The following is an 11793-nucleotide window of genomic DNA, read 5'->3' as shown; positions in this document are numbered from 1 at the left end:
GGCGCCGCCCAGGCGAGGCGCGGCGAGGAGGCGATCGCGCTGTTCACACCTCGACTCGTCGCGCGCCGTGGACGGCAGAAATCCGTCGCTTGTTCGGCCGTGGCGCGTATTGCGGCGCTCGATCGGATCGAAGACCATCGGGCCATGTGGCCGTCATATTGCTTGGCGGCGGACCGGAGGCACCCATGCATCGACTGCTTGCACCGCGCCGGAGCTTCTCCCCGATCCTGGCCGTCCTAGCGACCGCGTCATCGTTCGCCGCCTGCGCACCGTGGGACCTCGGAGAGGGCGTGCCCCACGACGGCAACGGACCGGGCGACGTCGCGATCGCGGCGGAGCCGCCGCCCGCGATCAGCGGTGGGACGCTCGCCGTGAGCAGGAGCGGCTCGGTGGCGGTGGCCTCGGATCCGGATCGCGACCGCATCTGGATCGTCGATCTCGCGGCGCAGAAGCTCTCCGCGGAGATCGTCCTGGAGAAGGGGGACGAGCCTGGCCGGGTCGTCGAGGACGACGCGGGGCGGTTCCACGTCGCGCTCCGCCGCGGCGGGGCGGTCGTCACCGTCGACGCGGACGGCGGGAAGATCCTCGAGCGGCGCGCGGCGTGCCCGGCCCCGAGGGGCATCGCGTACGACGCGAGCGCGGACGCGCTCCACGTCGCCTGCCTCGGCGGCGAGCTCGTGACGCTCCCGGCCGGCCCCGGGGCGGCGACGCGCACGCTGCGGCTCGAGCGCGACCTGCGCGACGTCATCGTGGACGGGGACCGGCTCCTGGTCAGCAAGTTCCGGGCGGCGGAGCTGCTCAGCGTGGACGCGGACGGCAACGTCACGGAGCGAGCGCAGCTTCCGACGTTCACCCTGTTCGAGCAGCGGTTCGTGCCGGTCGTCGCCTGGAAGACCGTGAGGCTGCCGACGGGTGGGGTCGCGATGGTGCACCAGCGCGCCCTCGTCGAGCCCGTCCAGGTCGAGCAGGGCGGTTACAGCTCCGGCGGTTGCGACGGCAGCATCGTGCACAGCGCGGTGTCGGAGGTCGGAGCGGGGCAGTCGAGCGACGCGCCGGCGGCGGCCGCGGCCCTGCCGTTTGCGCCCCTGCCCGTCGACCTCGCGGTCTCCGAGGACGGCGGGTCGTACGCCGTCGTGTCGGCCGGCATCAACGAGGTGATCGTGACGGACCCCGGGAGCTTGCGGGGGGTGAGCCCCGAGTTCGGCCTGGAGGGGAACTGCGCCGCGCCCTCGCAGCGACTCCCGGTGGACGGCGAGCCGATCGCCGTCGCGTTCCGCGGCGACGCCGTGGTCGTGCAGACCCGCGAGCCCGCGAGCCTCCAGGTGCTTGCGCCCGGCGGCGCCGCCGCGCGCATCGTCGTGAAGCTCCCCGGGGAGAGCCGGCGGGACACCGGCCACGAGATGTTCCACAAGAACCCGAGCGGCCCGATGGTCTGCGCCTCGTGTCACCCCGAGGGCGGCGAGGACAACCACACCTGGGACTTCGACACGATCGGACCGCGCCGCACCCAGTTCGTGAGCGGCGGGATCCTCCAGACCGCGCCGTTCCACTGGGACGGCGACATGGCCGGCATCGAGACGATCATGGAGGAGGTGTTCGAGAAGCGCATGGGCGGCACGCGCCAGGGCCCCCGCCGGGTGAACCTCTTCGCCCGGTGGATCGACAGCCTCCCCGCTCCGCCGGCGTCGCCGGCGCCCGACGCGGAGGCCGTGGCGCGCGGGGAAGCCCTCTTCCATGACAAGACCGTCGACTGCGCGCGGTGCCATGCGGGCGCGCAGCTCACCAACAACGAGGCGGCCGACGTCGGCACGGGCAAGGCGTTCCAGGTGCCGTCGCTGGTCCGCATCGGCGCGCGCGCGCCGTTCATGCACAACGGGTGCGCGGCCACGCTGAAGGACCGGTTCGACGACCCCACCTGCGGCGGAGGCGACAAGCACGGCAAGACGTCCCACCTGTCGCCGGAGCAAATCGGCGATCTGGTCGCCTACCTCGAGAGCCTCTGACGCTCCCGGCCGGCTGGACGGCACCTCCAGGAGGTGCCCCGGAGAGGGCCCCTCACCGCGAATGATGTAAAGCGCGCCGACCCGCGATATGCTGGCGCGGCGTGAACGTCGCAGAAAAAGTCGCCACCCTCGAAGCGCTCCTCCAGCGGGTGCAGCGGAACGCCGCTGCGCCTCGAACCCGGTCGCAGCTCCAGGCCTCGTCCGAGCTCGCCCCGCACCGCGGCGAGGCGCCGGGCGCCATCGCCAACGACACGGCGGGCGCGGCGTTGCTCGACGCCAGGCCGGGACCGATCGACACGTCGACGGCAAGCGAAGCGCGGTCCGCGGCAGCGGCCAGCGCGGTCGCCCCCGCGGGGCCGCGCGCCCCCGAGCCGGTCCTGGACGACGCCTTCGGCGGCGTCGACGGATCGAGCCCGGCCGGCGATGCGCGGCAGGTCGCGGCGCTCGGCGCTTCGCCGCCCGCGGCGGCGAAGCAGCCCGCCGCGGCCGCCGCGAGGCAGCCCGCCGCGACGCCGCAGCAGCCCGCCGCGAAGACGCCGCAGCAGCCCGCCGCGAAGACGCCGGCAGCGGCCACGCCCGCCGCGGCGGCGGCCAAGGCTCCGGCCGTCAAGCCCGCGGCGACGCCGGCGCCGGCGCGTGTTCCGGCGCCGCCTCCCAGCTCCCCCGGCAAGCCCGCGGCCGCGCGGCCCGCGCCGGCGGTCGACCTGGCGCGGGACGCCGCTCCCGCCGCCCAGGAGACCTACCGTCCGCCCGCGGAGGTCGTCGAGCCGAAGCTGAAGGAGGCCGTCAGGCCCGCGGCGAAGGCCGCGACGCCCGCCGCCAGGGCAGCCGGCCAGGGCAGAGACGCGGGCGCCGCGGTGCCGCCCGCCCGTGGCTCGAGCCCGCGCGCAGAGACGAAGCCGTTCTTCCCGCAGGAGGACGTCACGCCGAGGGCGAAGCCGGCGGAGAGCGACAGCGAGCTCTCGTTCGCGGGGCTCCTCCCGGACGAGCCGGAGCCGCTGAAGCCGGTCGCGCCGCCGAAGATGCCTGCCGAGCGCAGGCCGGCGCCCGAGGCGGCGGCGCCCGAGCGCAGGCCCGCGCTCGACCGCGCCGAGGCCACCCCGGCGCGCGCCACGCCGATGCCGGCCGCAAAGGAGGCCGCCGCCGTGCCGGAGGCGCTCGCGGCCCGCGCGCAGCCCGTCGAGGAGGCGGCCACCCCCAGGACGCCGGCGGAGACCGCCGCTGCCGCGGCGCGGCGCTCCGCGATCGGCGAGCCGGCCATCGAGCGAGAGCTCAGCCGCGAGATGGTCGACGACGAGCCGACCGTGATCCGCGGCATGCTCGAGGACGAGCCCACCGTCATCCGCTCTCGCCCCGAAGGCCTCGAGGACGAGGAGACGGCCGTCCGTTCCGCCCGGTCCGAGGCGCAGGCGGTGGCGCGCCTGGTCCAGGATCAGGAGACCGTCGAGGCCGCGCCAGGCGCGCTGCCCAAGGAGGCCGCGGGCGAGCCCGAGCGCGCGTCGAGGCCGAAGGCGCTCGAGCGCGACCTCCTCCCGAAGGTCATCACGAGGGATCCGCCCATCACGGCGACGGCGAAGCAGGAGCCGAAGCAGTCCGAGCTCGTCACGACGCGGCCCCCCGCGGACACCCGCACCGTCACCGAGCGCCCGCCGGCGACGCGCCCTCGCACCGGGCTGCGCATCGCCGCCGTGGCCCTGCTGCTCGCCGCCGCGGGCGCAGCGGTCGGTTACCGCCTCGGGTGGTTCGGCTCCGAGCCGGCGCCTGCGCCGCTGCCCGACACCTCCCAGGGCGCAGCGCAGGACGTCACGGCGCAGCCTACGGCCGCGGCGACGCCCGCGCCGGTCGCCGAGCCGACGAGCGCGCCCGCCGAGCCCGCGGCCGCCACGCAGCAGGCGGCCGACACCGCGGCGCCGACCGCGAGCGCCGCGCCGGCCGCGAGCGCCGCGCCGGCCGCGGACGCGGCGGGCAACCCGGAGGATCTGCCGGCGAGCCGCGGCCACCTGGTCGTCAACTCGCCCGAGCCTGCTTCCGTCTACGTGAACGGCACGCTCTCCGGAAACGCGGGGGATACGCTCGATGTCCCCTGCGGAACGCGCAACGTGCGGCTCGGAAAGCAGACGACCGACAAGACGGCGACGCCCACCTGGCTCTCCTCTGGCCAGGCGGTCATCGTCGGCTGTCGCAAGAAGACGGTCGTGTCGATGGCGCCCGGCGCCGAGAGCCCGGCGCCTGGGAGGCGGCGCTCCAACGCTGCGCCCGCGGGAGAGGGCGCCGCTCCGGCGCCTGCCGAGGGCGCCACGCCCCCTGCTGCGCCGGCCGATCCCGCCCCCTGACCAGCGCCGCCCCGCTTCGATCCGATAAATCCTCGTATTCGCTGGTGAAATCGCGCTCCTGCCGGCAGGCAGAAGCGCGGTGCTAGGCTGCGCGCCTCATGGAATCCAAGACGGCGGCCCTCCCCCACGCGGGAGGGGCCGCGGCGAACGCCGACGCGGCGGCCCCGTCGGCGCCGCGCACGGAGCAGCGCGCTGGCCCGTTCCAGGCGCGCACCCCCGGCGGGGAGGAGCCGCTCGACGAGATCGCGGAGACAGCGCCGGGCGCCGTCCGGGAGCTCGTCGCCCGGGCGCGGGTGGCCCAGGTCGCGTGGGCCGAGGTCCCGGTCGGGGAGCGGGCGGAGCTCATCGCCAAGGTCAAGAAGCGCCTGCTCGCGCGCGCCGAGGAGATCGCCGCGCTGGTGCACCGCGAGTGCGGCAAGCCGATCGAGGAGGCCGCGCTCGCCGAGGTGCTGCCGAACGCCGATCTGGTCGACTACTGGACGTCCTCCATCGAGGAGCTGCTCGACGAGTCCCCCGTCGACCTCGACCCGATCGCCTACCCCGGCAAGACCGGCCGGATCCGCAGGGATCCGCGCGGGGTCGTCGCGCTCATCACGCCCTGGAACTACCCGGTGGCGATCCCGCTCCGCACGCTGGTGCCGGCGCTGCTCGCGGGCAACGCCGTCGTCTTCAAGCCGAGCGAGGTCGCGCCGCGCTCCGGCGCGCTCGTGGCGTCGCTCTTCGAGGGGCTGCTCCCGGACGGCGTCCTCTCCGTCGCGCAGGGCGGCGGCGACGTGGGCGCCGCGCTCGTCGACGCGGGCGTCGACCTCGTGGTCTTCACCGGCGGCGTCGCCACCGGGAAGAAGATCGCCGTCGCCTGCGCCGAGCGCCTCGTCCCGACGTCGCTGGAGCTCGGCGGAAAGGACAGCGCCGTCGTGCTCGGCGACTGCGACCTGGAGCGCGCCGCGCGCGGCGTCGTCTGGGGCGCCTTCACGAACGCCGGACAGAGCTGCGCGTCGATCGAGCGCGTCTACGTCGAGCAGGCGATCGCCGACCGCTTCATCACGCGCGCGGTCGCGCTCACCCGGGAGCTCCGGCCCGGCGTCGACGTCGGCGCGATGACGACCGCGCGGCAGGCGGCGATCGTGCGGCGCCACCTCGAGGCAGCGGTCGACGACGGGGCCGAGATCCTCGCCGGCGGCGCGCCGCCGGAGGGCTCGCTCGCGTTCCCGCCGACGGTGCTCCGGGCCCCGCGCGAGGACACGCCGCTGCTCCAGGAGGAGACGTTCGGTCCCGTCCTTCCGATCGTGGTGGTCAAGGACGCCGAGGAGGCGATCGCGCGCACGAACGCCTCCCGCTTCGCGCTCACGACCAGCCTCTGGACCCGCAGCCACGAGCGAGCCCACGCGCTCGCGCGGCGGCTGCGCGCGGGCGTGGTGACGATCAACAACCACGGCTTCACGGGCGCGCTCCCGGCCGCGCCGTGGACGGGCGCCGGCGACAGCGGCTCCGGCGTCACCAGCAGCCCGCACGCGCTCGCGGAGCTGACGCGCCCGCGCTTCGTCCTCGACGACCGCAGCCGAGCGAAGCGCGAGCTGTGGTGGTACCCTTACACGCCAGCGCTCCGGACGACCGCCTTCGCGATGGCGCGGGTGCGAGGCGGCGCCGGGTTGTTCGGCCGCGTCCGCGCCCTCGTCGAGCTCGTCGCCGCGCTCTCACGGCGGCTCCTCGGCCGCTGATCCACTTGCCCTCATCGAGCGAACGCATGCGCCCCCTGATCCTCCTGTCCAACGACGACGGCTACTCCGCCCCGGGCCTCACCGCCGTGCGCGACGCGCTCGCCGCGCACGCCGACGTGGTGGTGTGCGCCCCCGCGGTCAACCAGAGCGCGACGAGCCACTCGCTCAGCCTGCACCGCGTCCTCCGGCTGCTGGAGGCCGCGCCCGGCGTGTTCGCGGTCGACGGGACGCCCGCGGACTGCATCTACGTGGCCCTCCACGCCGGCGCGCGCGTGCTGCCGCGCCGCCCCGATCTGGTCGTCTCGGGCATGAACCACGGGCTGAACCTCGGCTCCGACATCTTCTACTCGGGCACCGTGGCCGCCGCGCGCGAAGGGGCGCTCCGCGGCATCCCGTCGATCGCGCTCTCCGCCGACGCCGGCGCGTCGCGCGGGGCCGCCGCGGAGCTCGGCGTGAAGCTCGCCCTCGCCCTGCACCGCGCCGCCGGGCAGGCGGGCCGCCGGCCGGCGCCGCTGCTCAACGTGAACATCCCCGCGGGCAGCGGCTGGCCCGTGCGCGCGACCCGCATCGGCGCGCGCCTCTACACCGAGGAGGTGATCTTCCGCCAGGATCCGCGGGGGCACGAGTACCTGTGGATCGGCGGCGCGGGCGTCCGCCACGACCTCGTCCCCGGCTCGGACACCGAGGCCTACGACGAAGGGGCCGTCAGCGTCACCCCGCTGACCCTCGACCTGTTCTCCGCGCAGCACGAGGCGATCGCGGCAGGCCTCGCCGCGGAGCTGAGCGGCGGCCCGGCCGCCTGACGGCGCCGGCGCCGCCGCGCTTTCCGGCCCCGGGGCGCTCGCCTACGCTCGGCGCCATGGTCGACCACGACGCCCTGCCCTCCGAGCACGCGCTCCGCTACCTCAAGGCACACCTCCGCAGCGTCCCGGATTTCCCGAGGCCGGGCATCCTGTTCAAGGACATCACGCCGCTGCTCGCCGACCCGCGGGCGCTCCACATCACGCTCGATCTCCTGGCCCAGCGGTACATCGGCGAGCGCGTCGACGTGGTCGTCGGCGTCGAGTCGCGGGGCTTCATCTTCGGCGGCGCGCTGTCGGCCCGGCTCAACGCGGGCTTCGTGCCCGTGCGCAAGCCCGGCAAGCTCCCGGCCGCGGCCGATCGCGTGGCGTACGATCTGGAGTACGGCAGCGCCGAGCTCGAGATGCACAAGGGCTCCATCGCGCCGGGAGCCCGGGTCCTCGTCGTCGACGACCTGCTCGCGACCGGCGGCACAGCCTCGGCCGCGGCGGAGCTCGCGCGGCGCCAGGGCGGCGAGCTCGCCGGCTTCGCCTTCGTCGTCGAGCTCGAGTTCCTCGGCGGCCGCGCGCTCCTCGCGCAGCGCGCCGGCGGCGAGGCCCGCGTCTACTCGATCGTGCGCCTCGCCGCGGGCGAGTGATCGCTCAGTCTTGCCCCACGCCGACCTCCAGCCTGCGCGCGACGACGCGGCTCGCGCTGGTCGCCCGGGTCGGCCCGCCGACCGGGAACGTCACGAGCATGGCGCCCGACGCGCCCTTGGTGATCCCGCCGCCGTGCGCCCCCACGAGCTTACCAAGGCTCGCCGCGTCGAGCGAAGCGCCCGCCGCGCGCAGCCCGTCGAGCGGCCCTGCCCCGCGCAGCGCGAGCAGCGCGCCCCGGTCCACCGCCGGCGACTCGGCGAAGAGGCCGGACGCGTAGACGAGCGCGGCCGCCGCGGCGGCCGGATCCGCGCCGCGGAACCAGGCGCCCGCGTCGTGGTAGGGCAGGTGCGCGCAGCGCGCGTAGAGGGCGCCGAGCGCGGCGCCCGCCCCGTCGGCCATGCGGTCGGCGAGCGCGACGAAGCGCGCCCGCTGCGCGGGATCGAAGTACGCCCGCGCGTAGCCGCCGGAGAACCGCGCGGTGACCGCGCGCCACCCCGGCGAGCGGGCCGCCTCCTGCTCGTCGAACCCGGCGACGATCTCGACGAGCCCGTCGGTCATCGCGGCGAGCTCGGCGTCGGCCTCCGGCGTCAGCTTGCCCTGCGCGACGAACGCGCCGAGCCCGACCGCCTCGGCGGTCAAGGCAGGTCGCCCCGCGGGGGCCGGCGCCGCGTCGCCGGCGCGCGGCGACGCCAGCCAGAGCTCGGCGACCCACCCCGCGAGCTCGAACGGCCCCACCGACGCGCCGGCGTAGATCCGCTTCCTCGCCGCCTCACAGGTGCGCGCGTTCCGCGCGGCCGCTTCGCCGTCGGTCTCCTCCGCCGCCGGCGGCGGCGCGGCCGGCGTCTCGGGAGAGCGAAGCAGGCGCAGCGCGAGGAGCGCCCCGACGAGCGCGAGGACAGCCGCGCCGATGGGGATCGCGAGCAGGCGCGGCGGCCGGCGCGGCGACACCTGCGGCGGCGGCGGCGCCATCGAGCTCACCGTGCGCTGCGCCTGCGCGAGCCGCCGGGCGATGTCGGACGCCTTGCGCGTCCGCAGGTCCTGCGGCAAGAGCGGCCACTGCTCGACCAGCTGCTCCAGATCGATGACCACCGGCGCGCCGCGCCCGTGCAGCGCGATCTGCCGCCCCTCGACGCGCACCGAGCCCGATGTCCCGAAGAGGCCCAGCGCCTCCTGCACCGCCGCCTCGATCTCCCGCGCGCTGAGCTCGTCCACGACCGCAGGGTAAACGGTTTGCGGCGGAGGCGCCCACCTTCTGCGCGCCCCGCCCCGGGCCCGCGGCGGAGCGCGGGCGGCGCCCGGGAGCGCAGGAAATGGCGCGGGGCGGCCGCGGAAATGTCACATTCTCTCGCGTGCAGAAGACGCGCGTCTACCTATCGCCGGGCATGTTCGGCTTCGCCCGCCTCGCCTCGCTGGAGTACTTCGAGCACTTCATCCTCGCGATCGAGGAGCGCTTCCGCGACCGCGGCCGCGCCGTCGAGATCCACGTCTGCGAGGTGCACCCGACGGCCTCCATCCTGCGCCGGGCCGCGAAGCTCGCCCGCCTCGTGGACGAGAGCGCCGGGGACGACGACGGCCCGATCCACATCATCGGCCACTCGACCGGGGGCCTCGACGCCCGCCTCGTCGCCTCGCCGACGGTGCGCCTCCCCGGCAACGCGCACCGCCGGCTCGGCTGGACGAGCCGGCTGAGGTCCGTCACCACGATCAACACGCCCCACTTCGGCACGCCGCTCGCCGCCTTCTTCGCCACGGTGAGCGGACAGCGTCTGCTCTACGCGATCACGGCGCTGACGGTGGCGGGCCTCAAGCTCGGCGCGCCGCCGCTCGCCGCCGCGTCCGCGCTGGCCGCCGCGTTCGGCCGGGTGCAGCTCGGCTTCTTCGAGATCGAGCTGATCGACCGGGCGATCGAGAGCTTCATCCGCGTGCTCGACGACGCGTCGAGCCGCGAGCTGCGCGCCTGGCTGAAGCTCCTGCGCGACGACCAGGGCGCGATCGTCCAGCTCATGCCCGAGGCGATGGATCTGCTCCACGCCGGCCTGGAGGATCGCCAGGGCCTCCGCTACCAGAGCGTCGCGACGTACGCCCCGCGCAACGCCGTCCGCGACTGGGTGTCGGCGCTGCGATCGCCGTGGGGGGCGATGTCGGCCGCCATCTTCACGGCGCTCTCCAACATCACGGCCCGCCTCAACGAGCATTACCCCTGCCGCTCCCACGACGGATCGATCGAGCAGAAGCTCGCGCGCGTGCTCGGGGAGCTGCCGCCGCCGGACGCGAACGACGGCGTGGTCCCGCTCGCGTCGCAGGTCTGGGGGGATCTCATCTGGGCCGGCAAGGCCGATCACCTGGACATCGTCGGCCACTTCCCGGGCAAAGGCGGGCACATCGACTGGCTGGCGAGCGGCGCGCGCTTCAACCGCCTGCGCTTCGACGCCGTGCTCGATCGCATCGTGACCGGGATGATGGCCGGCGAGCAGGTCAGCCCGGAGGCGCAGGCCGCGAAGCCCGCCCGCGCGATCCCGGAGGTGCGGGCGCCGGAGCGCACGCAGGACGTGGTGGAGCGCGGCGCCCCGCCGGGGCCGAGCGGAGAGCCCGCGGCGTGATCCAGGGCGGCGCGGGGCGCGCGCTCGAGCTGATCGCGGCGGAGCTCGTCGAGTGCCGGCGCTGCCCTCGGCTGGTGACGTGGCGCGAGGACGTCGCGCGCGAGAAGCGGCGCGCCTACCGGGACCAGACCTACTGGGGCCGCCCCGTGCCGGGCTTCGGGGATCCGGACGCGCCGCTCGTGATCGTCGGCCTGGCGCCGGCGGCGCACGGCGCGAACCGCACGGGCCGCATGTTCACCGGGGATCGCTCGGGCGATTTCCTCTACGCGGCGCTCTTTCGGGCAGGGCTCGCCTCGCAGCCCGCGAGCACCTCGCGCGGCGACGGGCTCTCGCTGCGCGGCGTGTTCATCACGGCCCCCTGCCGCTGCGCGCCCCCGGACAACAAGCCCGCGAACGAGGAGCTCGCGTCATGCCGGACCTGGCTCGAGCGCGAGCTCGAGGCCCTGCACCGCGCGCGCGTCTACCTCGCGCTCGGCAAGATCGGCTACGACGCCGTCGTCGCGCTCGCCCGCTCGCGGGCGGCGGGCGCCGCGGGTGAACGGGCGCAGCGCAGCGCGGAGGATCGCCCGCGGCCTCCGGCGTTCGCGCACGGCGCGGAGGCGGTCATCCCCGATCCGCGCGGCGCGGCCGGGGAGGCGCGGCTCTTCGGCAGCTACCACGTCAGCCAGCAGAACACCCAGACAGGGCGGCTCACCGGCGCGATGTTCGACGAGGTCTTGCGGCGCGCCATGGGCGCAGCGGGCCTCTGCGACCCGGGGCGATCGCCGAGCTGAGCGCGGCGCGGGGGATCCTCCACGGCGCCGCGCGGAGCGGCGGCGCCGCGCGGGGCGGTGCTCGGTCAGTCCTGCTTCGCGAGGAGCTTCTGCAGATCGCCGGACTGGAACATCTCCATCAGGATGTCGGAGCCGCCGATGAACTTCCCGTCCACGTAGACCTGCGGGATCGTGGGCCACTGCGAGTAGACCTTGATCCCCTCCCGCAGCGAGGGGTCGGTCAGGACGTTGACGTCTTTGAAGTCCACGCCGCACTTCTTCAGGATGTCGACGGCGCGCGCCGAGAAGCCGCATTGCGGGAACGTCTTCGTGCCCTTCATGAAGAGGACGACGCGGTTGGTCTCGACGGTATCCTTGATCGCCTGGTGGATGTCGCTCATGGCTCGTTCCTGATCTCCCGCCGCGAGCGGGATCGCCCATTCGTCTTCGGTAGAGGCCCGCGCCGGATGCCGGACCGAGCGCGGTCCCGGCCGGCGGCGAGGCGCACAACGAACCGCACGTGGCTCGCCGGGCGGACCACGTGCCCGCCGCGACCCAGACGCGCAGCCGCGAGCACGTTTTCTGGTGTCGACCTCCGCGCGCGTCAACTGGACGAGAGCGCCCCCATGGCCCCCCTGGTGGGTGGAAGGGCGCGCCGGCGGCGGGCACGTCGTTCCCGGCTCCTCAGTGATCCCCTCGGGAACCGGGCGCTCGCGGCCTTGAGGCGCGCGGCGCGCGGGCAGCGTTCAACGCGGAACAGGGGGCGAGCGCCGGTCGACCCGGGGCTCCTGCCAGGGCCGGCCCAGCGGGGGCGCGCCGCCCGCGCGCTTCCGTTGCTCTCCGCGCCGTTGGCGCTCGAACCCGGCAGCGTCTGGCCCCGCGCCATCGAGTCGTTGTAGAACACGTCCCCACCTCAGCCGTCTTACTGACCGTGACCGGCGGCCGTGA

At 75.4% G+C, this 11793-nt stretch carries 9 protein-coding genes; 7 read left to right on the top strand and 2 right to left on the bottom strand.

Annotated features, from left to right (window positions below; all coding sequences use genetic code 11):
- Window positions 1–185 precede the first annotated feature (185 nt).
- The 5 genes from WMF43_RS16510 (at window position 186) to WMF43_RS16490 (ending at window position 7492) form a co-directional block, all read left to right on the top strand.
- Entirely contained in the window at window positions 186–2003 is a 1818-nt protein-coding gene (locus tag WMF43_RS16510) for a c-type cytochrome (RefSeq protein ID WP_437681335.1), read from the top strand.
- Between the two features lie 101 nt (window positions 2004–2104).
- Entirely contained in the window at window positions 2105–4336 is a 2232-nt protein-coding gene (locus tag WMF43_RS16505) for a hypothetical protein (protein WP_437681334.1), read from the top strand.
- A 98-nt stretch (window positions 4337–4434) separates the two neighbouring features.
- Window positions 4435–6054 (top strand): aldehyde dehydrogenase family protein, encoded by a 1620-nt coding sequence (locus WMF43_RS16500; RefSeq protein ID WP_437681333.1) that lies wholly within the window; start codon window positions 4435–4437, stop codon window positions 6052–6054.
- A 26-nt stretch (window positions 6055–6080) separates the two neighbouring features.
- A complete protein-coding gene (surE, locus tag WMF43_RS16495; protein ID WP_437681332.1) occupies window positions 6081–6857 on the top strand; it encodes a 5'/3'-nucleotidase SurE in 777 nt (258 codons plus the stop codon).
- A 56-nt stretch (window positions 6858–6913) separates the two neighbouring features.
- Window positions 6914–7492 carry an adenine phosphoribosyltransferase gene (locus tag WMF43_RS16490; protein WP_437681331.1) on the top strand — a complete coding sequence of 193 codons (579 nt, stop codon included), beginning with the start codon at window positions 6914–6916 and terminating at the stop codon, window positions 7490–7492.
- Between the two features lie 4 nt (window positions 7493–7496).
- Here the strand turns inward: WMF43_RS16490 and WMF43_RS16485 are convergent, their stop codons facing one another.
- Window positions 7497–8705 carry a hypothetical protein gene (locus tag WMF43_RS16485; protein WP_437681330.1) on the bottom strand — a complete coding sequence of 403 codons (1209 nt, stop codon included), beginning with the start codon at window positions 8703–8705 and terminating at the stop codon, window positions 7497–7499.
- A 137-nt stretch (window positions 8706–8842) separates the two neighbouring features.
- On the opposite strand from WMF43_RS16485, the gene WMF43_RS16480 reads away from it, so the two are divergent.
- Together WMF43_RS16480 and WMF43_RS16475 are read left to right on the top strand one after the other, a co-directional pair.
- Entirely contained in the window at window positions 8843–10093 is a 1251-nt protein-coding gene (locus WMF43_RS16480) for an esterase/lipase family protein (protein WP_437681329.1), read from the top strand.
- Window positions 10090–10866, top strand: a complete 777-nt coding sequence (locus WMF43_RS16475) for a uracil-DNA glycosylase (RefSeq protein ID WP_437681328.1) — start codon at window positions 10090–10092, stop codon at window positions 10864–10866. Before WMF43_RS16480 ends, WMF43_RS16475 begins: the two co-directional genes overlap by 4 nt.
- A gap of 65 nt (window positions 10867–10931) precedes the next feature.
- On the opposite strand, the gene grxD is transcribed toward WMF43_RS16475, so the two are convergent.
- Complete coding sequence (gene grxD, locus WMF43_RS16470) at window positions 10932–11246, bottom strand: Grx4 family monothiol glutaredoxin (RefSeq protein WP_437681327.1); 315 nt, start codon at window positions 11244–11246, stop codon at window positions 10932–10934.
- Window positions 11247–11793 lie beyond the last annotated feature (547 nt).

It is taken from the genome of Sorangium sp. So ce131 (genome assembly GCF_051519095.1).
Taxonomy (GTDB): Bacteria; Myxococcota_A; Polyangia; order Polyangiales; family Polyangiaceae; genus Sorangium.
This window is presented reverse-complemented; position numbering and strand designations above follow the sequence as displayed.

What these genes read in the sequence shown, in the direction of transcription:
- WMF43_RS16510 (WP_437681335.1), top strand. Translation starts at nt 186, where the DNA reads ATGCATCGACTGCTTGCACCGCGCCGGAGCTTCTCCCCGATCCTGGCC.
- WMF43_RS16500 (WP_437681333.1), top strand. Translation starts at nt 4,435, where the DNA reads ATGGAATCCAAGACGGCGGCCCTCCCCCACGCGGGAGGGGCCGCGGCG.
- surE (WP_437681332.1), top strand. Translation starts at nt 6,081, where the DNA reads ATGCGCCCCCTGATCCTCCTGTCCAACGACGACGGCTACTCCGCCCCG.
- WMF43_RS16490 (WP_437681331.1), top strand. Translation starts at nt 6,914, where the DNA reads ATGGTCGACCACGACGCCCTGCCCTCCGAGCACGCGCTCCGCTACCTC.
- grxD (WP_437681327.1), bottom strand. Translation starts at nt 11,246, where the DNA reads ATGAGCGACATCCACCAGGCGATCAAGGATACCGTCGAGACCAACCGC.